This is a genomic window from Flavobacterium sp. MR2016-29 (assembly GCF_015350695.1).
Classification (GTDB): Bacteria; Bacteroidota; Bacteroidia; order Flavobacteriales; family Flavobacteriaceae; genus Flavobacterium.
Window position 1 is genome coordinate 474,506 of record NZ_JADKPU010000002.1, and the last position, 26,160, is coordinate 500,665.

At 34.9% G+C, this 26,160-nt stretch carries 9 protein-coding genes; all 9 read left to right on the plus strand.

Annotated elements, in window-relative coordinates; all coding sequences use genetic code 11:
• The first annotated feature begins 4 nt into the window (after positions 1-4).
• A complete protein-coding gene (locus tag IR010_RS07980) occupies positions 5-17,677 on the plus strand; it encodes a T9SS type B sorting domain-containing protein (RefSeq protein WP_194602958.1) in 17,673 nt (5,890 codons plus the stop codon).
• A gap of 44 nt (positions 17,678-17,721) precedes the next feature.
• Entirely contained in the window at positions 17,722-18,696 is a 975-nt protein-coding gene (locus tag IR010_RS07985) for a type IX secretion system membrane protein PorP/SprF (RefSeq protein ID WP_029271285.1), read from the plus strand.
• 150 nt (positions 18,697-18,846) lie between these two features.
• On the plus strand, positions 18,847-19,932 hold the full coding sequence (locus IR010_RS07990) for a sensor histidine kinase (protein ID WP_194602961.1): 1,086 nt from the start codon (positions 18,847-18,849) through the stop codon (positions 19,930-19,932).
• On the plus strand, positions 19,929-20,618 hold the full coding sequence (locus IR010_RS07995; protein WP_029271281.1) for a LytR/AlgR family response regulator transcription factor: 690 nt from the start codon (positions 19,929-19,931) through the stop codon (positions 20,616-20,618). The genes IR010_RS07990 and IR010_RS07995 overlap by 4 nt, the downstream gene beginning before the upstream one ends.
• Before the next feature lie 168 nt (positions 20,619-20,786).
• Positions 20,787-21,524, plus strand: coding sequence for an intradiol ring-cleavage dioxygenase (locus IR010_RS08000; protein WP_194567537.1), 738 nt, complete (start codon positions 20,787-20,789; stop codon positions 21,522-21,524).
• 19 nt (positions 21,525-21,543) lie between these two features.
• The gene (locus tag IR010_RS08005) at positions 21,544-22,245 is read left to right on the plus strand and encodes a pirin (RefSeq protein WP_194567535.1); all 702 of its coding nucleotides are present in this window, start codon (positions 21,544-21,546) and stop codon (positions 22,243-22,245) included.
• Between the two features lie 3 nt (positions 22,246-22,248).
• Positions 22,249-22,749, plus strand: a complete 501-nt coding sequence (locus IR010_RS08010; protein ID WP_194567533.1) for a hypothetical protein — start codon at positions 22,249-22,251, stop codon at positions 22,747-22,749.
• 263 nt (positions 22,750-23,012) lie between these two features.
• Positions 23,013-24,200, plus strand: a complete 1,188-nt coding sequence (locus tag IR010_RS08015) for a phosphoglycerate kinase (protein WP_029271274.1) — start codon at positions 23,013-23,015, stop codon at positions 24,198-24,200.
• Between the two features lie 110 nt (positions 24,201-24,310).
• Positions 24,311-26,149 (plus strand): LysM peptidoglycan-binding domain-containing protein, encoded by a 1,839-nt coding sequence (locus IR010_RS08020; protein ID WP_194567531.1) that lies wholly within the window; start codon positions 24,311-24,313, stop codon positions 26,147-26,149.
• Positions 26,150-26,160 lie beyond the last annotated feature (11 nt).

Below are 26,160 nucleotides of genomic sequence, written 5' to 3' on the forward strand. Positions count from 1 at the left end.
TATTATGAAAAAACCTACTACTTTAAAATCAGTTTTAGTTGTATTGCTTTTTATACAAAGTTTTATTGCTTTCTCGCAAAAGGATTTCTCTGTTCGTTACGATACGAGCTTAAAAGGAGACATGCTCTTGATTGGTAATAACATTTTGAATAGAGATGCAAACAAAACAGGTGAGCGCCCTAACAATGCTTTTGACGCGACTGATAAAAACAACAATGATCTCAATATGCAATATATTGATATTGATGGAGACAATGGTACATTCAGTTCAAGTACAGCTAATTTGGCGATACCAACTGCAAGTGCAGAATGTTATAAAATTGTTTACGCAGGTTTGTACTGGACTGGTATCTTAAGCAAAGCTTCTATTGACGATGGTACCACGATTCGTGCTAATATTGGAAATGTAAAATTTAAGCTTCCTGGTGAGACAGCCTATAGACCTATTGTAGGAGAAAAAGTTTATGATTATTATCCAGATACTGCAAATGGTGATCAAATTATTTATGCTTACTATTATAATGTAACAACTTTATTACAAGGATTAACAAACCCTCAAGGTACTTATACCGTTGCCGATGTTATATCTGCAAGAGGTACAATTAATGGAGGTTTTGCTGCAGGATGGTCGCTATTTGTTATTTATGAAGATCCTAAAGCTACTGCAAAATATATTACATCATTTGATGGTTTTAGATTTATTAAGGCAAATAGTCCAGATGTAACTTATGATATTTCAGGTTTTAAAACAATTCCAACAGGAGACGTAAATGCAAAACTTGCTTTTGCAGCTAATGAAGGAGATAGAAATACTACGGGAGACCGTTATTCTATAAATGGTACAGATATTTTTACTAATGAAAGACCAGTAGACAATTTTTTTAATAGTACAATCAATAACATAGATGGTCCTTTTACGGATCGAAATCCAAAAAGTGTTAACACTTTAGGATATGACTCCGGAATTATTAAATTAAATAATGCAAATAATTCTGTTATTAAAAATGGAGATACTAAAGCAACTTTAAAGTTAAGGACCAGCGGTGACGGTTACGGACTCTTTTTTAATGCCTTTAATGTTGAAATTATTGAGCCTAAAATTGTTTTAACAAAAATTGTACAAGATGCACAAGGAAATAATATTGGTGGACAAAATGTAACTTTAGGACAACTTTTAAATTATAAAATTGGTTTTAGAAATTCAGGTAATGATGATGCAACGTCATTTACAATTCGAGATCAATTGCCTATCAATGTAATTTTTAATTATCCAGCAGATTTACTTCCTTTACCTACTGGTGTAAGCGTTAAATCTTGGAATCCAGCTACTAGAAGTATTGTTTTTGAAGTTGATAATTCATTAGTTAAAAAAGGTGGAATTACTGAAACAACTATTGGTTTTAAAGTTCAAGTAATTCCTGACTGTACAATGCTGGATGAAGCTTGTTCTAACAGTATTGACAACTCGGCATATGCAACTTATAAAGGTACCCAAAATACAACTTTTGTAATTTCTGATGACCCGAGTGTGAACACTAATACAGGTTGTCTTTTAATACCAAAAGCGACTAACTTTTTGGTTAACGTTGCGGGTTGTGAATATAAAAGAACAGCAACGTTGTGTACAGATAGTGTAAACTTGGTTGCTGCAGATGGATATTCTACTTATACTTGGTATAGCGATGCCGCTATGAAAAACCAAATTGGAACAGGACAAACTTTTGCGGTAAAAAACCCAGGAGTTTATTATGTTTACAATCTTGCGCCAGCGCCATGTAGATCTATTTCGGAGTCATTTACTGTAACCAGATTTGGAGCTACAGCAGACAACCCAGTACTTGCTTTTGCAGATCAAATTGTTACTTGTCCTAATGACGGAAAGAAGCTCCCAAATATTTTCTTATGTGGGGCTAATGCTTTTAAAGACATTAAAACAGGTATCAGCGATAGCAATAATATTGTTTGGGAAAGATTAAACACTGCCAGCTGTGCGGCAACAACAAACGAAAATTGTGCTAACGAAGGAACTGCTTGTCAGTGGCTTCCGGCGGGCACTGGTCCAGATTATAAGGCAAGTATAGCAGGACAATATCGTTTGACGATTAATTATGCTGGAAGCTGTTTTAGCCGTTTTTATTTTAATGTCTATACAAATTCATTAGACCCAACAGCGAAAGTTGTAGATATTCTTTGCGGAAAAGCAGGAAGTATTACAATAGAAGGTGTTCCTGCTGGATATGAATATGCTATAAGAACAGATCCAAATGGAGCTTATGGAGCTTGGCAAAATAGTAATGTTTTCCCTATTGCTGCAAATGCTGCTAATTCTTATAGTGTTAATATTAGACAAAAAGGAGTTACAACAAATCCATGTATTTTTAATGTACCTAATATTTTAGTTAGAAGTTTAGATTTAGTTGTAAATACTGAAATTACACAACCAGTTTGTTACGGTGAAACAGGAAGTATTAAAATTGGAGCTCAAAATTTAGATCAATATTACTATTATCTTTACAACAGCAGCAATACATTATTACAAACTGTAGGACCAGTATCAACTCCTAATCAGACTTTTGCATCTTTAACACCAGGAGTTACCTATTATGTTAGAATTACGAGTTCTGCCCTTACTGGATCTCCGACTCCACCAGCTCCTTCTTGTAATGTAAAGACAGCAAATATTAAAATTAACACAGTCACAAGTCAAACGAAAGTAGTTGCTAGTATAAGCGAACCTTTAACAGCTTGTAACCCAGGAAAAATTTTATTAACTGGATCAGGAGGTACTGCTCCATATACGTATTTCGTAAATGGATCACCTACTTATATTAATACAAATCCGTTCGAATATACTGCTGGAGGAACGTATAATATTGAAATGGTAGACAGTAAAGGCTGTAAAGCAACGACTTCTATCACTGTTACAGATGCTCCAAAACCAACTTATGACATAAAAAGTACAAACAGTACATGTTATGGAGGCACTTCTTCAATATCAATAGAGAACGTTGTTGCAAATGGATATACTATGGGATATAGTATAAATGATGGCGGTTCTTATTCTACAAATCCTTTATTTTCTAATTTATCACCTGGTGATTATAAAGTTAAGGTTAGATACAGTATTACAACAAATGGAGTTAAAAAGGAATGTTTTGATGCTTCTCAAAGTATAAAAATCACAGGACCAACAGCAGCACTTACTGCTTCAGCAGGTGTTGGCGCATTAGCAGGCTGTACGCTTCCTGATGCAAATGGAGTAAATCAGGGTGGTTTATTACGAATTACTAATGTGCAAGGAGGAACTCCTGGTTATGAATATAGTTTTAATGGCGGTACTTCATGGCAGACAACAAATGAAAAAGATGTATTGCCAGGATCATACATTTTAAAAGTTAGAGATAAATTAGGTTGCGAATATACTATTCCTTATAATATTACTCTTGATCAAAAACCTGCCGATCCAACTATTATAGTTGAGGATCCTGTTTTTAGCTGTAACGGAACTGCAACAAGTAAAGTAACGGTTACAAATGGTACTTCTGCTAATTATACCTATGAATATTATTTAGACACCAAGCCAAATACACCTATTACAAATAATACATTTACCAATGTTCCTTCAGGGACGCATATTGTTTCTGTTAAATACAACGTAACAACAGCTACTACTTTTAGTAATTTACTAAAAGAAGATTTTGGCAGTGGTCAAAATACGACTACACCAGGAATTGCAGCAGCATATTGTTTTCATGATTTATCAGTAGTACCTTCTACTTGTTCGGATACAAGACTTACTTTAGAGGATAATCAATATGAAGTAACAAGCGCTATTATTCCTAATAACGGAAGCTGGTACCCGTTTAGAGACCATACTTCATTGGGCGCAAACCCAAATGGAAGATTTTTAGCAGTTAATATTGGTTCTGTGGCTGGTCCTTACGGAGTATTATACAGTAAACCAATTGTTGATGTTATTCCAAATCAACCAGTTAAAGTTGATTTATTTGTAGCGAATTTATTAAATGTAGGAGTAAGTGGAGCTGCACCAATTGTTAGATTTCAATTAGTTGATCCTTCTGGTAATGTAGTTGCTCAGGCAGATACAGGCAAAATTGCAGAAGCTACGACTGATCCTAACAGAGCAAAATGGGTAGCTATACCAACGTTTTCTTTGGATCCAGGAAATAATACGAACTTAACTTTTGTAGTTCGTTCAGGAAGTTTAGAGTATAATGGAAATGATTTATTAATAGATGATATTTCAGTTTATCAAGTTCCAAGATCATGTATTGCTCAAAAAGACTTTAAAGTTATTATTGATTCAAATAAAGCTTTTCAAGTCGACGAGCCAATTATTGATGATGTAAGCTGTAATGGTGTAACGCCTCCAGACGGAAAAATTACTCTTACTGTAAAGAATTTTACAGGCAGTTATCAATATTCAATCAATAATGGTTCGACATGGAGTACTGCAACAGTTTCGCCATTTACAATTTCTGGTTTAGGAGTTGGAACATATAACATAATTGTTAAAAGCGATACTGCTGGTACTTGTTCAACTTCTTTTACAAAAACAATTAGCGCCCCAACAGCACTTACAATATCAGCTAGTGTAGTTACGCAACCAACTTGTACTACTGGAGCTTCTATAAAAGCGATTGCAGGAGGTGGTGTTCCAAATTATAAATACGAACTGCGTCTAACTAATGGAACTATTGTAGTACCATTTCAAGATAGTGATACATTTAATCTTGCTCTAAATCAAACAGGTAATTTTGTAGTTTTTATAAAAGATGCTGGTCCTTGTTCTTCTGGAGCTTCAAATACTGTTAACATTACTCCTGCAGTACCTCCAACAGCAACACTAGACTTAACGGCTTCAGATTTATGTTATGATTTAGCTAATAAGGCCACATTAGTAGTTAGCGTAAGCAACGGACTAGCACCGTTTTCTTATAGTTTGGATGGTCAAGCTGGTCAATCAGGCAATAGCTTTGTTGTTGGAACAGGTCTACATACTATTGTAGTAACCGATGCAAATGGTTGTACAGCAAATGTTACTGGAATTCCAACAATCGCAAACGAATTAACAGCAAGTGCAGATGTAACTAAGAAATTAGATTGTACGGCATCGCCAAATGCTCAAATTACAATTACGCCTCAAAACGGAACTCCTGGATATACTTATGAAGTATCTGTAAATGGTGGCGGTTATACTGCAATAGGATCAAATATTTATCCTACATCAGTAGCTGGAAGCTTTGTATTTAGAGTAACAGACTCAAAAGGATGTAAATTTGTAACATTGGCAGTTAAAGTAGATGCTAAGGTTGACCCTACTGCTTCAATAACTAGTCAAAACGATCCAAAATGTAACAATGGTACAGACGGACAATTTACAGTTTTAGCAGAAGGAGGAAATGGAGCACCATATACTTATAGTTTTAATGGCGGTGCTTTTGGTACCTCTGCAACTTATTCAGGTTTAAATGCTTTTGTAGGTGGCGTAAATACTAGAACTTATACGTATCAAGTTAAAGACAGCAAAGGCTGTATTTCTCCAACTTACAATGTTACATTAACGAACCCAACAAAAGTTGTTGCAAGTGCTATTTTTACACCAAATACAACTTGTAGCGCTACGACTTTAATTACAACTTCAGGCCAATATGGCTCTGGAGGTTATACATATAACTTTGGTGCAGGTAATACATCTTACAATAACACGAATACATTATTAGTTACAAATAAAAATGTTGCACAAACTATTACGTATTCAGTAAAAGATTCTAATGGTTGTATTGATACAAACACAATTGTTGTTCCTGCATACAATCCTCCAACAGGACTTACGGTTTCAACTCCTGCAGCAATTACATGTAATGCAACAACAACAAGTGTTACTGTAGCTGCAATTGCTGGTGTAGCACCGTTTACTTATGTAATTACTGCTGGTCCTGTCGTAAATACAACAGGAGCTTCAACAGGTACATTTAGCGGATTGACTGCTGGAACCTATGATTTTAAGGTAACAGATGCTAATGGATGTACGGCTGTTGGTTCTACCACAATTAATCCTGCTCCAACAATTTCAGTTGCGGGATCAAAAACAAACGAAAATTGTGTTGGTGCAAATGACGGTACAGCTACATTCAATATTACAGGAGCAAGCACTACAGGTAATTTTACTTATACTTTAAGCCCTGCCTCAGGAACAATTGTTCAAAGCGGAGATCAGGTAAAAGTAACCGGATTAGGTGCAGGTACTTATACTTTGACTGTTAAAGATAAAACTACAGGATGTACGTCTAATGCTGAGCAAGTTACTATTAATGCTGCAACAGCTATTACGTTCAATGTAAATGGAACAAAAATTAACTGTTCTACTACAGTTTCAACATTAACGATATCATCTTTATTGGGAGGATCACCTGGATATACTTATGCTTATGCACCTAGTCCATCTACGACACCAACTACAGCTTATGGAACTAATTTAAATGTTGATACTGCAACTTTAACAACAAACATCGATGTTTATGTAAAAGATACAAATGGCTGTTTTGTTAAGAAAACAGTGACTATTGCATCAGAAGCGGTACCAACAATTAACCCTATAGCGACACAATGTTATACAGGAACTCCAATAAATGTAACGATTACAGGAACATTTACAGGAGTTGCTACTTATAGTAAAGATGGTGTAAATTATGGCAGTTCGGCTAGTTTTAGCTTAACTCCTGGAACTTACCAATTATCTTTAAAAGATGGTTTTGGATGTCCAGCTTCTATTACTTATGTAGTAGCAGACCAATTAACAATTACTCCAACAATTGTTCCAGACGTTACTTGTACTCCAAATACAACAATTAGTTTAAGTTCTACAGGAGGGACAGGTACTAAAACTTACGCAGTTTCTATAAACGGCGGTGGTTACACAACGACTACTAGTCCTTATGTAGCAACTGCAACAGGTACTTATAAATTCAGAGTTACTGATTCGGCAACTCCATCTTGTTCTGCTGTAACTGCTGATATTCCGGTTACCATAAAAGCAACTACTTTAACAATAACGACAAGTAAAGTAGATGTAAAATGTAATGGTGATGCTACAGGAAGTATTTTAGTTACACCAACATCTGGTAAAGCACCTTATACTTATAGCATTACAAAAAGTACTGCACCATTTACAAATTATACCGTAAATAATCCTTCTGGATTAACTGCTGGTACGTACGATATTGTTGTTACAGATGCATTAGGCTGTACTTCAGCTGCTTCAACATCTGTTACGATTGGTGAGAATTCTGCTGTAACAGGTGTTGTTACTGCAGGAAAATTAACTTGTAATACAGCTAATACTCCAACTTCAACAACTATTTCGGTAGTAGCAGGTGGTGGTAAAGCAGGATATACTTATAGTTATAATAATGGTTCAACATTTATTTCAAATAGCAGTATATCAGTTAGTAATACTGGATCGTCTCAAAGTTTTACTATAATTGTTAAAGATGCAAACGGCTGTCTTTCTGTGCCAGAAACTGTAACTATTGCGCCACTAAACTCTCCTACAGATTTAGACTTTGGAACGCCAGCTGCAATAACATGTTTGGCTACTACAACAAATATTCAGTTAACAGCTACTAATGGTGTTGCGCCATTAAATTATACTATAGTTTCTGGACCAACAGTAAATACTAGTGGAGCAACTACTGGATTGTTTTCTGGTTTACTTCCAGGAGATTATTTGTTTAGAGTAACAGATAATAACGGTTGTTATTATTCAGAAAGTTATAAAATCAATAAAGTTACACCTATTGAGATTGCAGGCCAAGCTTTTGCTAATGCTCAATGTTTTGGAAGTAACAGCGGAATAGCAAAATATACTATAACAAAATTTAGTGCTACCGGTAACTATTCGATAACAGTTACAAGTACTCCGGCTTCATTGCCATTTACTCAAACAGTTTCAGGAGATATTATTACATTATCAGATCTTGGAAAAGGAGTCTATAATGTAAAAGTTACTGATTTAACTACTGGTTGTAGTGCTGATAAAGATGTTACTATTACTGAACCAGCAGCAGCCTTATCGGCAATAGCTAAAGTTGTAAATGCTAATTGTAAAGTTGCCACTGCAGAAGTTACAATTACTGCATCAAATGGTACTCCGTCTTATAAATACTCATTTGTTCAGGATGGTGCTGGTATTGGTACATTGACACCATCACCTGTTGCCAATCTTAACCCTGCAACAAACTTAAATTGGGATGTGTATGTTGTAGACGCTAATGGTTGTCAGATTAAATTAGATGTTGCTATTGCTGCAGACGCTACACCATCAGTTACTGCTTCAGCAGCAGGTCAATGTTTAGGTAGTGGTACCTATACTATTACAGCAACGCCTGGGACAGGTTTAGTATTACCATTGACTTACAGTCTTAATGGTGGTTCATATCAACCAGGTAATACTTTTGATGTTACCGTTTCAGGATCTTATATTGTTACAATTAAAGACGGAAACGGATGTACTGCACCAAGTAATGCAGTAACTGTTTATGATAAAATCACAATATCATCTAAATTAGATAAAAATATTACTTGTCAGGTTGGAAATGAAGATGCTAAAATTACTTTAACTGCAACTGGTGGTAGAACAGCTTATACATACACAAGCAATCCTGCAACTGGAACTTTTGTTGGTAATGTATTTACAACTAATACTCCAGGTTCATATACATTTACGGTAACAGATGCAAATAGCTGTTCTGCAACAACAACAGATGCAATTGTTATAACTTTGCCAGTTAAACCATCAATTACTTCGGTAACTCAAACTCAAACAATTGGCTGTAGCGGACAAAGTACTGCAGCAATAAATGTTGTTTATGATGCTACGAAAGGTGTAAGTCCTTTTGTAATAAATGTTAAGCAATATTTAGATCTAGCACATACTACTTTGGTTAAAGATTTTGGTACTCAAACTTCAGGTTTGCCTGCAGGTTATTATGTAGTTACTTTAACAGATTCAAAACAGTGTTTTGACACTTTTAATATTAGAATCACTGAACCAGATCCTATTTTAATTTCTTTCACTCCAACATCTCTAAAATGTAATGGGTCTGGAATTACACAAGGAACAATTACGATTAACTCTGTAAGTGGAGGAACACCAACTTATACTTATTATGTTACTGGAATTAATAACTACAACAAATCTCTTCCAGGACAAACTGGTGGTAGCGCAGTATTTGAAATTGTAGATTTTGGTCTATATCAAATTAGAGTTGAAGATCAAAATGGCTGTTCAGCTGTAATTCAAGATGTATTAATTGCTGCTCCACCAACCGAGCTTGGTATCGATGTTAACATTGTAGCAAGTTGTGCAGGAGGTTCTGCAACAGTTAAAATCCTGTCTGCTTTTACAGGAAATGGTCCATTCCATTTTAATATTTACAATGGAAGTAGTCAAACATGGAATATCCTTACTCCAGCAGTTAATTTAGCTAATGGATGGCTGGATGAAAATCCTGCGGGAAGTAAATCGACTGTATTTAGTGGACTTACTCCAGGTAAAACATATACTTTTATTGTATATGATGAAGATACAAAATGTTACTATTTCCAAACATCTACTGGACCAGTTCCAACTAATTCAACATTGCAAATTGACAGTTTTGTTCCTCAGAACATAAGTTGTACTGGTGCAAATGATGGAAATGTTAGTTTTGATATAAAGAGTTCATATGCGACTTCTGTAGATATTAGTTATGATATTATAAATGCATTTACTAATATTTCTACTGGAAATACTGGTACTCGAACAATTCCGGCAGGAGCTACTGTTATTATTAACCCAGCAGCGACTACAACTCCTTTGCCAGTTGGAACTTATTATGTTTTAGTAAGCGAAACATCTGGAAGTAATATAGGATGTGGTGTTTCATCAGCAAACTTTAATATAAAAGAATCACCAAAACTATTGTCAATTAGTGGCTCAGTTTCTAAAAATGCAAATTGTAATGCAAAATCTGGTGTAATCACTGTTGTTGCAAAAGACGGAACTGCTTTTGTTCCTGTACTTCCTGCAACTGGTCCAGCTTATTATAAATACATGTTATTATTGGCTACTGATCCAGCTCCAACAGCAACAGATTTAGGATGGGGCACTGATAATACATTCTTTGCAGATGCAGGAAGCTACATTGCATATGCATTGGATGCTTATGGATGTATTAAGCCATTTGCTGTCACTTTAGATAAAGATGCTGATCCAGCAATCACGCCGCCGGCAAGTATTTGTTATGATGGTAATCCATTTACAATTACTGTTGCTGGTACTGTAGATCCTGCAATTATTGGAGGTGCTACATATAGTGTAAATGGAAGCGAGTTTACAACAAATCCAGCTTTTACATTTAATGCTGCAGGTACTTATAATTTAGTTATTAAAGATGGTAATGGTTGTACAGATGATGTTGACTATATTGTTTATCCTCAATTAAAACTAGAGACTAAAGTAACAAAAGAGCTAGATTGTTCAACAAGTCCAAATGCCGTAATTACATTAACAGCTCAAGGCGGAAATATAATTCCGACAGCAAATTATATTTACGAGTATTCAACAACTGGTTTGGCCGGTCCATGGACTACAATGACTACTAACCAATTGACTACTGGAGCCACAAACGTTACATATACTTTCAGATTAACTGATGGTAATAATGCAACTACTTGTCAGGTTACATCAGATATTAAATTAGACCCAATTCCACTTCCAACGATTACTCCGTCTAGTACAAACGTGACTTGTAATACTGGAACAGACGGAACTATTTCCGTATCTGTAACAGGAGGAGTTGGACCTTTTGAATATCAGTTGATGAAAGGAGCTACTATAATTACAGCATATTCAGGATCTAGTCAATTTACAGGCCTAGTTGCAGGGGTTGATTATCAGGTTTTTGTAAAAGATTCAAATTTATGTGAATATACAACACCAGCAATAATTATTACTGAACCACTTCTTTTAAATGCAATATCTTCAGTAACAGATTATGCTTGTGATCTTGCAACAAATGTTCAACAATCAGCAACAGTAATCGTTACTGTAGATAATACAACAGGAACAAAACCTTACCGTTATTTGTTCCCTGGATACACAGATTATTCTGATGACAACACATTTACTGTTAACGGAACTGTAGGAGGAACTATAGCTTATACAGTAAAAGATAGCAATGGCTGTCTATTTAACGGTTCTCAAGTTGTGCTTCCTTATCAAGCTTTAACAGCAATTGATTTTGTTGTTGTAACAGCGCCAGTTTGTCCAACAAACGTTGCAGATGTAAGAGTTGATATTACTGGTGGTTATACACCAATGGCGAAATACCAAATTATAGAACCAGTTGCTTTCGCTCAAGATAATGGAACTTCTAATCTTTTCACAGGATTAGCTCCAAATACTTATTTGTTTAAAGTTACTGATGATCATAACTGTTCTATTCAGGCTTATTATACAATTGATGCAGTAGTTCCAATTGAGATTGTTGCAGAAAAAACAAGCGACATTTCTTGTAATATATTAAACGGAACAAATAATAACGGCAATGCTAAATTTACTGTTACAGATTTTAGTGCTTCTGGTAATTATGCTGTTAATATAACAAGTTCTCCTGCTGGATTGCCTTATACAAATTCAACTAGTGGTGATGTAATCACATTAAGCGATTTAGTTGCCGGTACTTATACAGTTGAAGTTATAGATAATACAACTCATTGTATTAAAAGTGCTAGTTTAACTTTTGCAGAGCCTACACCGATAACATTTACTGCTCTATCAACAAAAGTATTTTGTTCTAAAGATATTTCTGAGATTACAGTAAGTTCAGAAAATGGTGGAGCAGGAGGATATTCATATGCCGTAGTAAAAGCGGGTGATCCAGCTCCAACAACTTTTGTGAATAACCCTGTTTTAAGCGTAGATACTAATTTAACAGATTTATCTTGGGATGTTTACGTAAAAGACGCAAAAGGTTGTGTTTCTCAATTGGTTAATGTACCAGTTATTTATAATGCAGCTCCAAATCTTACAGTACCAGCTCAACAATGTTTTGTAGGTGCAGATATAGTAATAGATTTAGCTGATCCAGCTTTATCAACTACATATAACGGAGTAAAATCATTTACTGTAAATGGTTTACCAACTTTAGGCAGTGTAGCAACATTCACATCTGATGGAACTTATAGAATTGTTTTAACAGATGATAATGGATGTACTTCTTTTGTAGATTATATAATCCAAAAACAATTAGAAGCTACAGCATCTGTAACTAAAGATCTATACTGCGCAGCTCCAATAAATGCAACAATTGATGTTGAGATTTCTAATGGTGTTGCGGGTTATACATATGAAACGTATTTTAATGGCGGATTAGTAGCCGGCGGACCAAATACAGTAACAGGAAATACTTTTACAGCTTCTGTAGCTGCAGCCGGAGATTATTATTTTGTAATTACAGATAGTAATACACCAGCTTGTTCTGTAACAACTAATACAGTGACAGTAGATCCAACAGTGATTCCAACACTTGCAGACTCTCATACTGATGTAAGCTGTTTTAATGGTAACGACGGAACTCTAACTGTTGAAGCAACGGGCGGACGTCTTCCTTATACGTACACACTTACAGGTACAGGTGCAAACAATACTGGAGATACAACAGGAAAATACACAGGCTTAACAGCAGGTACTTATACTGTTATAGCGACAGATGCTAAAAATTGTCCTTCGGCAGTAACTACGATTACTATTGGTCAGCCAGTGTTGCTTACTGCGACTCATTCGATTCCTGTTAATACTACTTGTAGTGTTGCAACTGTAATTACAGTAACAGGTCACGATGGTACTCCAACAGGTTCAGGAGTAGGAGGATACTATTATAACTTTAATAATTTAGGTTATGATACAAATAACACATTTACAGTAAATGACAATACAGCTGTTCAAACTGTAACGTATACTGTAAAAGATGGCAATGGTTGTGAGACAGCTCCAGTAACTGTAACAATTAATCCATTAAACAAACCGAAAGATTTAACATTCACGCCTACAGCGATTACTTGTTTAACTGGAAACAGCAGCAATGTAATGGTTAAAGCAACAGACGGTGTTGGAATATTAACATTCACAATTACTGAATTTAACGGTGCGGCTCCTGCGGTGGCTTATCCTGCTCAAACGGTAGCTGATAATACTGTTTCAACAACTTTTAACGGATTACCTTTTGGTGATTATAAGTTTAGAGTTACAGACAGTAACGGATGTACATATGATGAATTGATGACTATTAAAGATGTTATTAGAATTACGGTAACAAATCCTTTAGTGTCGGATATGAGTTGTAATACAACAAATGACGGTAAAGTAACTTTTGAAGTTTCTGATTTTGCAGGTACTTATTCTTATGTAATTACTAAAGACGGTGCTCCTTATCAGACTGCAAATAATGTAAGTGCGAATTTAATTCCATTAACAAACTTAGCGTTTGGAACTTATGAAATTACTGCAACAGATGACATCACAACTTGTCCTACAACTTATTCAGCTGTAGTTAAACAACCAACTGTGGTAACGGTAACTGAAGTGAGTAACGTTAATGCTAATTGTAAAAGAGGTGCCGTTGTTACGGTTGCTGGAAATGGCGGAGCTCCGGATTACACCTATTCATTTGTAACTGCTGGAGCAGCAGCTGGTGCTTTTGATACGGCTGTTACAAGAGAGCTTGATCCTTTAACTCCTGCATGGTATGTTTATGCTAAAGATCAAAACGGATGTATTTCTGCTCCTATAACAGTAAACATAACAACAGATCCATTGCCAGCCGGATTTACAGCAAATGTAACTTCGTACTGTGCTGATACAAATGGCAACTATGAAATTGTTGTAACACCTGGTACAGGTATGTCCCCTTTCGAATACAGTATCGGAGGCGGATTCCAATCAGGTACATCATTCACAGTAAACGTGGCAAAAGCATACGATCTAGTAGTAAGAGATAAATTCGGTTGCGAATCTACATTCCCTGCTGCGATTACTATTCTACAGCCATTAGATTTAAAATATAATGTAGCAGCATTGCCAAGCTGTGCTGACTTTGACGGACGCGTTAGCGCTGAAGCAACTGGAGGTTCTGGTAATTATAGTTATACTATAGATGGTGTAACTACTCAGACTATCGCTCCAATAGAATTCACAGGCTTAAATGCAGGTCCACATGAAATTATAGTTACTGATGTAACTACAACTTGTACCGCTAAAGTAAACTTTACTTTAGGTGCAGCAACTCCTGTTACAGGATTCGATGCAATTGCAACTCCAGTTACTTGTAACGGTGGAAACAACGGTAAAATAGTTGCAAGTATAGCAGTACCAAGCGTAGGGGTTAATGACAATCCGGTATACATGTACAGTATAAACGGAGGAACTCCACAAGCTAGTCCTGTATTTGAAGGATTAATTGCTGGTGATTATACTGTAGCAGTAATTTCTGCAAGAGGTTGTCAAGCTTCAAAAATTGTAAAAGTTAGTGAACCAGCTATTATAGATGTTCCAAATCCTGCAGTTGTTCAATACGGTTGTATTACAGAAAACAACAGCAATTTTGCAACGATTACAATCTCTGGTGTAACTGGCGGTTCAGGAACTTACACTAACTATGAGTTTATTAAAAATGGTGCTCGAGTTTATTATGGTCCTAAAAACGTTTACACTGAAATGGATTACTTAGGTGGTTCTTATACTGTAAATGTTTATGATAATAATGGTTGTATTGGTACTAATGCGGGAACATATGTTATTGCTCCGTACATTAGTTTAGATAAAGTAAATGTTACAGTTACTGCTCCTATTACTTGTCCTACAAACGAAAACATTAGTGTTGCAGTAGAGACAACAGGCGGAACTCCAGCAACTTTAAATTATTCTATTGCTTACTCTTCTGGAGCTGCTGTTCCAGGAAATCCAGCTAATACAAACGGTATATTTACTAATTTGCCAATAGGAGAATACATTATAACGGTTGTAAATCCAGCTACTGGATGTACAATTCAAAAAATTCATAACGTATTTGATCCAAATACATTTACTATCAAAGCAGAAACTGTTAATGGTAAAATTTGTTTTGGAGCTAATGACGGAAGTGTTGATTTAACTTTTATTGATAACCAATTAGTTCCACAAGACGATGCTGGTATTTTTGATTATGTAATTACAGGTCCAGTACCAAGTTCTGGAACTTCATCTAATGCGGGTCCAGTTAGAATTTCTAACTTAACTGCTGGTGAATATAAAGTTGTTGCTACATTAAAAGGTATTCCTTATTGTTCAGTTGAAACTATATTCTCTATTGAACAGCCAAATGCAGTCTTAGCAGCTACATCATCAAAAGCAGACATTACTTGTATTACTGGTAATAATGATGGAGAAATCTCTGTAACTGCTACAGGCGGATGGGATACGACTTATGAATACCAATTAGTAAAAGGAACTACTACTGTGATAGACTATTCTGCTCAAAATAACTTTACAGGTTTAGATGCAGGAGTGTATACAATCAATGTTAGAGATTTTAATGGCTGTACAGCTTCTACAACTCAAACATTAATAGTGCCGTTGCCAATTGTTGTAACAGCTAGTGCTAATGTAACTATGTTGCCATGTTTTGGTGATAAGTCTGGAGTTATAACTGTTGATCTTCCAACTGGCGGTCAAGGAAGTAATTATATGTATACATTAAATTATCTTTCTGTAGATCCAGTTGTAAATTCTGGTCCAGTACAATCACCAATATTCAGTGGTTTAGGAGCAGGAAGATATAGTGTTACGGTTACAGACGGATTTACATGTGCAGCTACATCTGCTGAAATCGTAATCGACGAGCCAACAGTTGTATTAGCTAGTGTTGTAGAGTCAAGAGCACAAACTTGTCAGACGCTTACAGAGCTTACATTAAGTGCAGAGGGAGGAACAGGACCTTATACTTACAGTACTGATGGTACAACAGTATTAGGATCATTTACTTCATCTATTTCATTTGATGTTCCTGTTGGAGCTCATAAATATTTCGTGAAAGATGCTAATGGATGTACTAGTTTTGTTTCTAACACAATTGAAATCATTCCTTTAGTACCATTGACAATTAAACTTGATGTATCAAATGCAGTTGTAAAATGTACAGGCGAAGCAACAGGAGTTATTTCTGCTGATGCTGTTGGAGGATTAGGAAACTATGTTTACACACTTCTTAATGGTGCTGGAACTGCATTACTTCCTTCTCAAGATAACGGTAGATTCGAAAATCTTGTAATGGGTACCTATAGAGTAAAAGTTGACAGCGGTGATTGTAGTACTACTTCTGAAGTAATAACAATCAATGAACCAGCAACTCCTTTAACTGCTCAATTCTTCCCAACTAACGTTAGTTGTTTTGGAGAGAATAATGGTAAACTTGAAATCGTTGCCGCAGGTGGAACAGGTGTTATTAAATACGCACTTTCACCAGACTTAAATCAATTTGATACTAAGTTTACATTTGATAAATTAGCCCCTGGTGATTATCAGGTAATTGTTCAAGATGAAAATGGATGTTTCGTATTACATGACTTTACGATCACGCAGCCTGAAGTTCTTAAAGCTAAAGAAGTTCCAAACTCAATGATTCCAGAGGTTTGTGTTGGAGATAAAGATGGAGCATTTAGTGTAGAAGTTACTGGAGGTACTGCTCCATACAGTGTAAGTCTTGATAATGAAACAGGAACTTATACACAAGGTGCAGCAGGTCAGACAATATTTGATTTTACGAATCTTACAGGTGGTAAACACATTGTATACTATAAAGATGCTGCAGGATGTTCAAACCTATTAGAGATTAATATGCCTCTGCCGGTTGTTTTAGATCCTAAAGCAGAAGTAAATTATGACTGTGTTGATAATCATGCTGCAAACAGTGTTACAATCACTGTTGATGCAAGTATTACAAATCTTGCTGAAGTTGATTACCAACTTGACGGAGCTGGAGCTTACCAACCAAGCAATATCTTTACAAATGTTGCTCCAGGTATTCACTACGTAACGGCAAGACATACGAACGGTTGTGAAGTACCAACTGCAAGTTTTGATATCATTGCTGTTGATCCATTAGCGATTGCATTATCAGCAGGACAACCTGAAATGAACGTAATTTCGGTTACAGGTTCAGGAGGATCTCCAGCATACGAATACAGTTTCAACGGAGAGCCGTTCAGTTCTTCTAATACATACAAAATCTACAAATCGGGAGATTATGTAGTAGTAGTAAGAGATCAAAACGGATGTACTGCGACAATCACTGTACCAATGGTTTATATTGATGTTTGTCTTGATAATTACTTTACTCCTAACGGAGACGGTGTTTACGATACATGGGGTCCTGGTTGTACTAATATTTACAACAACCTTGAATTCTCAATCTTCGACAGATACGGTCGTGTAATTGCTAAATATCACTATGGTCAAAAATGGGATGGTAGATATAACGGAGCAGAATTACCTTCAGGAGATTACTGGTATGTTCTTAAATTGAATGATGAAAAGGATAACAGAGAGTTTGTAGGACATTTCACTTTATACAGATAACAAAATAAGAGCCCCTAATGATGTTGTCTAAAAAAATTATCACAATGAAAAAGTTTATTTTATCTTTAGTACTCATGGCTGTAACATCAGGTTACAGCCAAGAGTTAAACCTACCTGTATTTACACAGTATTTAGCAGACAATCCTTTTGTTATATCACCTGCTTTTGCCGGTATTGGAGATAACTTAAGAATTAGAGCAAACGGATTGACACAATGGGTAGGAATCAAAGATGCACCCGATAACCAATCGTTATATGCAGATTTTAGAGTTTTAGACAGATCTGGAGTTGGTATCAATATTTACAATGATAAAAATGGTTATACGAGGCAAACCGGAGCGAAAGTTTCTTTTGCGCACCATATCATTTTAGATTATTATTCTAAGCAGTATTTGTCTTTTGGTCTTTCGTATAACTTCAATAGTTTTAGAATTGATATTGATGAATTCAATAACACTATTGAACACCCAATATTAGATCCTTCTGTTACGGATAATCGTTATACAACAAACAATAACTTTGATATTAGTGCTTTGTATCGTAACAAAAACTTCTATGCGAGTTTTAATGCGAACAACGTTTTAAAGAAAAACACGGATAAATATCGTGGAGTTGAACCTAACTTGCTTTCAAATTACCAAGTGTATACTGGTATGGTTTTTAAAGATGGCGAAAACAGCCGTATCGAATACGAACCATCTCTTTACTATCAATATTTTGCCAGCGATGGGCGTTCTACAACCGATATCAACTTCAAATACAGACGTTACAATCGTTACGAAGATTATTATTGGATTGGAGTTTCATACCGTTTCTTAAATGACCAATTTCCAAAACCATTATCAGTAGGACCAATGGTTGGTTTTATGAAATCTAAATTCTATTTCGGATATTCATACCAAGTAATGTTCAATGATCTTGGTAACTATAATACAGGAACACACTCTATCACAATTGGATTCGATTTCTTACAAGCGATCAGTAACTGTCCTTGTACGCAAAGTCCGGTTCACGACTAAACAGATTATTTCATGGCAGATAAGCCATAATTATTCAGCGGGTCGCAACATTATGTGTTTTTACCGCAATAATTTGAAATAAACAAGCAATAAGATTAAATTTGGCTAATGTCATTTTGTTTCGGCAAAAGCGTTAGCCAAATTTTTTTTATGAAAGCAAAATTTTCACTTTATGCGAAACATATAGTTCTGTGCCTCGCTTTTTTATTTTTGCCGTATGCTTTTACATCGACAACTAATGTTTTTTTGTTGCCGCATTTGTATACCAACGCACACGATCGCATTTACCTTTTCATTTATTTTACCCTTCTTTGCTTTTTCTATTTCAACTATTATTATCTGATTCCGAAATTATATTTTGCTGATAAAAAGCTTTTATACTATATAATCATTATTGTTTTTTTATTGTTTTTTCTTTGGATATCAACTGTTCTGGATCATCCAAGCCGGAATTTTTTAGATTTTAGAAATCATGCTGAACCTTTTTTAGACGATCACAATCTCCCAAAAGGATTTCCCCCTCCGCCAATGGGAAAAGATATGCCTTTTGAATTTGCCGGTGGTCCGCCCACGCAATACGGACACACAACTTTAGTTTATTTAATCGGTGTCATCTCTAGTTTGCTGTTTGCTATTTCAGGCCGATTGCAAAGTGTCGAAAAAGAAAAAGTAAAATCAGAATTAGCGTTTTTAAAAGCACAGATTAATCCGCATTTTCTATTTAATACTTTAAATAGTATTTACGCATTAGCACTTAAAAAAGATGACAAAACTCCAGATGCCGTTGTACAGCTTTCTGAGTTAATGCGTTACATCATGACCAATTCTAATGATGAGGTTATTGATCTCAATAAAGAAATTAATTACATCAATAATTTTATATCGCTTCAAAAAACACGTTTAGGAAATACTGTAAGTGTCGATTATAAAGTAACCGGAAACGCTTTCGGAAAAGCCATAACGCCCCTTATTTTAATTTCTTTTATAGAAAATGCTTTTAAACATGGTGTAAATCCTGATCAAACTTCTGAAATTTGTGTTTATATTGATATTGACGAAGAAACGCTGACTTTATTCGTTTCGAATAAAAAGACCTTTTCAGTTCAGTCGGATAGCGGTATCGGACTGCAAAATACAATCGAAAGATTATCATTAGTATATCCTAACAAGCATGAACTCAAAATTGAAGATACTTCAGAAAAATACATTGTAAACTTGGCCATAAAAATAGGATGATTAAAGCTATTGCATTAGATGACGAGCCATTGGCACTGGAGATTCTTCAGAGTTTGTGTAGTACTACTGAGTACGTAGAACTGAAGAAAACCTTCACAAAATCTGATGAAGCTTTTAAATATTTAAAGAAATATCCTGTCGATTTATTATTTTTAGATATCAATATGCCGTCGATTTCAGGTTTAGATTTCTATAAAAAACTGCCACATAAAACAATGGTAATTTTTACAACGGCTTATTCTGAATTTGCTGTAGAAGGCTTTACTTTAAGTGCAACAGATTATCTTTTAAAACCCATTTCACTTGACCGTTTTCGACAATCTGTAGAAAAAGCCTATTCGCAGTGGAAACTTCAAAACCAAAATATCGAACAGCAGTATCTTTTTATTCGTGCCGATTACAGTTTGATTAAAATCCTCTTTTCAGATATTTTATACATTGAAGGTTTAGATGATTATTTGAAAATTCATATTCAAAATCAAAAAACTGTTGTCGCCAGAATGACATTAAAAGCCATTCTTCTAAAACTGCCTGATACAGAATTCATCCGAGTACATCGTTCTTTTATTATTCCAATTTCAAAAATCGAAAAAATCAGAAACAAGATTATTTACATCGAACAAACTGAAATACCAATAAGTGCGAGTTACGAAGAAGCTTTTTTTGCACTTTTAGATCAAAAATAGAACAGATCAGTTTTTACTTATTTTTACTACAAAATATATTTTTTTCGCTGTTCACCTCAATATTTTTATGGTTTACCTCAAACTTTTTCCAACGCTCTAATTTCGAATAATTTTACTCGAAAATAACTGTTAATCATTCAATTGATCTAACATTTAAATTAAAAAGCGATGAAAAGAAAAGAGTTTTTAAGAGGTTTGGGTTTAATCGGAATCAGCTCTTTAGCAATTCCAATTATTAACTCCTGCAGCAAAGATGGCGATTCTTCAGATACGGCCACAGGCACAGATTCTGGTTCAGGATCTTCCGGCAATTGCAGTGTTACACCATCAGAAACGGCTGGTCCATTTCCGACCATCACACCATCTTCATTAGTAAAATCTAATATTGTAATGGACAGAACCGGAGTTGGTTTTACAATTAAAATTACAGTCAAAAACACAAATGCAAGCTGTGCAGCTTTAAAAGGCGCATTAGTTGACATTTGGCATTGCGATAAAGACGGTTATTATTCTGAATATGGCGGTACTTCTATGCAGTCTGTAAATTATACTTCAGTACACTTTTTACGAGGCAGACAAACTACAGATGATAATGGCTTAGTGACTTTTACCTCGATATTTCCAGGTTGGTATTCTGGCAGAGCGACGCATATTCACGTTCATATTTACAATGCGAGCGGGACTTCTTTGCTGGTTACACAAATTGCTTTTCCAGAAGGTACAAATAGTGCAGTCGCTTTAGTAAACGCATCAACTGCAAATGGTTATACCAAAGGTTTAAGCGGGTATACATATAATGCTTCTGATAATGTGTTTTCAGATTCTGTTGCAAACGAATTGGCAACACTTACTGGGAGTGTAAGCGATGGATATGTTTTAGCGCATACCATAAATGTGGCAAGTTAGTTTTCTAAAATAGTTTATAATGATAGTTCAAATTCCCACTCAAATTTATAAGTCAGATGCAAGAGGCGCTTTAAATTCTGCAAATCACAATTGTTTTGCGACTTTTAACTTTGAACATTACCAAGATTTGTCCAGAAACGCCTTCGGATCTTTAAAAATTCTAAATGAGGTAATTCTTGCTCCCCAACAACGTATTACCCGATTTATAAATTCGAATTCTAATGTAATTATTCTGCCGTTATTTGGAGGCATAGATTATAAGGACAATATTGGTAATGAGGAATTTTTACGTGTCGAACAGATTCGGGTTTTGGCAGCCGATGACGATTTGTCTTTAGAGATCTTTAATCCGTACAAAAGCGAAAATGTTAGTTATCTGGAAATTGCTTTTCAGATGGGAAGACAGTATTTCAAAAATTATTTTCAGCAGTATATCATTGATTTTAGTAAAAGAAATAAACTCAACCTGTTATTCGAAATTGAAAGAGCGATTGGGTTCATCGGAATTTATGACGGAAGAAAAGAAGGTTTTTATGCTTTGAAAAATTCGAATAACGGCGTTTTTGTTTTTGTGATTCACGGAGCTTTTGAAGTCGAAAACAGGTTATTAGAGGCAAAAGACGGTTTGGGAATTAAAAAAGTCGGTACAATTGAGTGGGAAGCTTTATCAGAAAATGCAATTTTACTGGTTATGGAAGTTCCTTTAACATCAAAGGATTAAGTTATGGAAATCACTAAAATTAAATTAGCGTACCGCGTCATTATTGATAATTCCTCTACTTTTTTGTGGGATAAATATGTTTTTGAAGATACCTTCAAAGAATATAATATGCAAAGTCAGCAATTTAATTCTGGTGAAAACAAAAAAAATACTTTCAGAGAACTTTTGGCAGAAAATGAAAAAGCAGATCAGCTTCATTTCTTAACCGGAATTGCAGCCAGCGGTTACGTTTCGCAATTAAAAGGAAATTTTCACAGAGTTTCTGATGTTCTCGGAAATAATTATTTTCCATTTATAAACTATCAGCTTGATATTTTAAATACAGATATAACCGATATCTCAAAGCACAGAATTGGCATCACATTTTATTCGCCCTTGTTAACGTATTTCGGAATTATTGAAGGAAATTATCTCGTTTCTAAAAATACCGACAATGCAAATGAATACGAAACGCTGATGTTTCCCGTTCAAAAACATTTGTCAATTTGTTACATTCAAAAATAATAGCAGGCAATCTCCAAAAACAAAAATAAATCGATTCATTTTTGACCTTTTCTGTCTTTCTTTTGGCAGAGAAGGTTTTTTTATATGATCCGGATGTTAAATTAGTATTCAAAATTGTGTTTATAATTTAATAAACCATTTTATTTGTGAAATTATAACGTTTTCGTTCTTTTAATTATCGATTTTTTAGTTTATTCGAATTTATAACTACTCCAAAAGTTCTATATTTGTTGTTCTCTCTAAAAAAATTAAAAAACTATCAAATGAAAACTTTAAACGATTTCGATTTCAAAAATAAAAAAGCAATAATCCGTGTTGATTTTAATGTGCCTTTAGATGAAAATTTTAACGTAACAGACGCTACACGTATCGAAGCTGCAAAACCTACAATTGATACTATTTTAGCGCAAGGCGGAAGTGTAATTTTAATGTCTCACTTAGGAAGACCAAAAGGCGCTGAAGAAAAATATTCTTTAAAACATATTTTAAAAACTGCTTCTAAAATTTTAGGAGTTGAAGTTAAATTTGCTACAGACTGTGTGGGAGAACCAGCTCAAACTGCGGCAAAAGACCTTAAGCCAGGAGAAGTTTTATTATTAGAAAATTTACGTTTTCATGCTGAAGAAGAAGCTGGAGATGTTGCTTTTGCAAAAGAATTGGCATCACTAGGAGATATTTATGTAAACGATGCTTTTGGAACGGCTCACAGAGCGCACGCTTCGACAACTATTATTGCACAATTTTTCCCAACTGAAAAATGTTTCGGAACTTTATTGGCAAAAGAAATTGAAAGCTTGAATAAAGTATTAAAAAACAGCGAAAAACCTGTAACTGCGGTTCTTGGAGGTTCTAAAGTTTCTTCAAAAATTACAGTTATCGAAAATATTTTAGATAAAGTAGACCACATGATTATTGGTGGTGGAATGACTTTTACTTTCATTAAAGCACAAGGCGGAAAAATTGGCGAGTCTATCTGCGAAGATGACAAACAAGAACTGGCTCTTGAAATTTTAAGATTAGCGAAAGAAAAGGGAGTTCAAGTTCATATTCCTGTTGACGTAATTGCTGCTGATGATTTCTCAAACACTGCAAATACACAAGTTGTAGACGTAACTGCAATTCCAGACGGATGGCAAGGTCTTGATGCTGGCCCTAAATCTTTAGAAAATTTCAAAAAAGTAATTTTAGAGTCTAAAACTATTTTATGGAATGGTCCATTAGGTGTTTTTGAAATGGAATCTTTTGCAAAAGGAACTATTGCTTTAGGTGAGTATATTGCTGAAGCTACTGAAAAAGGAGCTTTTTCATTAGTTGGAGGCGGAGATTCTGTTGCTGCTGTAAAACAATTTGGTCTAGAAGATAAAATGAGCTATGTTTCTACAGGTGGTGGAGCGATGTTAGAGATGCTGGAAGGAAAAGTTTTACCAGGAATTGCGGCAATTTTAGACTAAAAAATCACAATTAACATTTTTTTACGTATATTTAGGCGGTAAACTTTTTAAGTTTGCAAAACTAAAGCTTCTATAATTATTTGATTTATAGAATTTTAAAAAAATGTTATATGATTATAAAGAAAATCTCCTTAGTCGTTACAGCTTTTTTTTCAATATCGATGTTTGCACAGGAAACTGCAACAGCATCTTTAGAAATAAAACCAGAAGTTAAGTTATCTTATCTAGATTCTGTTAAAAGTTCTTTCAAAAAAAATGACATGGCTGCGAGAGTAGACAGTTTGTGGATGAAAGAGCTGACAAGCTTAGATATTTATGACGATTTATCAAAAGACATTCAAACCATTAACACTGATATTACAGTTGATGAAGAGTTGCCAACAGAATTGCTGAAACAGCGTCTGCAGGCGATGAACGAAAAATCACCTTTTAATATTGAATACAATCAAGGTTTAGAAAACATAATAAAGTCATTTCTTAAGAATCGAAGAAAATCGTTTTCTCGATTAATGGCTTTATCAGAATATTACTTCCCAATTTTTGAGGAGTCTTTTTCAAGACATAATATTCCTTTAGAAATTAAATATTTAGCCGTTGTAGAATCTGCTTTAAATCCTAAAGCAGTTTCTAAAATGGGCGCTACGGGTCTTTGGCAATTCATGTACGGCACCGGAAAACAATACGCACTTAAAATTGATTCTTATATAGACGAGCGAAGCGATCCTATGAAAGCAACCGCAGCCTGCAGTGAATACATGAACAAAATGTTCAATGTATTTAACGATTGGGAACTTGTTTTAGCGTCATACAACTCTGGACCTGGAAATGTTACCAAAGCAATTCGCCGTTCTGGAGGTCAGACCAAATATTGGGACATTCGCAGTAATCTTCCTAAAGAAACACAAGGTTATGTTCCAGCTTTTTATGCTACAATGTATCTTTTTGAATATCACAAAGAACACGGAATTAACCCTGAAAGAGCTGTAGTTAAAAACTTCGAAACAGATACAGTTAACATCAAAAATGAGATGACATTCAAACAAATTGCTGATTTGTTAGATATGCCACAATCTCAGATTCAACTTTTAAACCCTTCGTATAAATTAAATGTTGTGCCTCATTATCAAGGCGAACCGCACTTTTTGCGACTTCCAAAAGATAAAATTGCAACTTTTGTTTCTAATGAAGATCAAATTTATGCATACGTTCAGCACCAATCTGGAATTAGAACAATGTCAAAACAATTGGCTTTGAAAGTAGGTCCAAAAGCAAAAGCAAAGCTGGAGAAAACAATTCCTACTGAAACAGAAATCTATAAAGTTCAAAAAGGAGATAATCTGGGCGCTATTGCAGATAAATACGATGTTTCTATTTTAGATTTAAAAAAATGGAATAACATTAAAGGAAACTCAATCGCTCTTGGACAAAATTTAAAAATAAAATCGAATGCAGATCCTATTGCAAAAAATCCAAAAGATTTGAAAGCAATGCCTGAAACAGATAAAAAACCAACTGAAGCTGTTGCCACTGCAGATGAAAAAGAAAAAACGTCTGGACAAACTCAAGAATATGTTGTAGCTGCAGGAGATAATTTAGGAAGTATTGCTAAAAAATTCGGCACAACTATTGCTGACTTAAAAGAACTTAATAATCTGCCTTCAAACAACATTGGTTTAGGAAAAACATTAATAGTTTCTAAAGCAGTTCTAGAAATAGATGAGCCAAGTACAGTTAACAATGCAATAGTTTCAACAAATGCATCTGTTGATTCTTTCAAGAAAGGTGCTTCATCAGCTAAAATGGGCGAAGATTATTATGTTAAAAAAGGAGATTCTTTGTATAGCATTTCTAAAAAATATCCTGGAGTTACAATTTCAGATATTAAAAAATGGAATGGTATTAAAGACGGAGATATAAAACCCGGAATGAAACTTAAAATAAACGGATAATAAAAAAACAT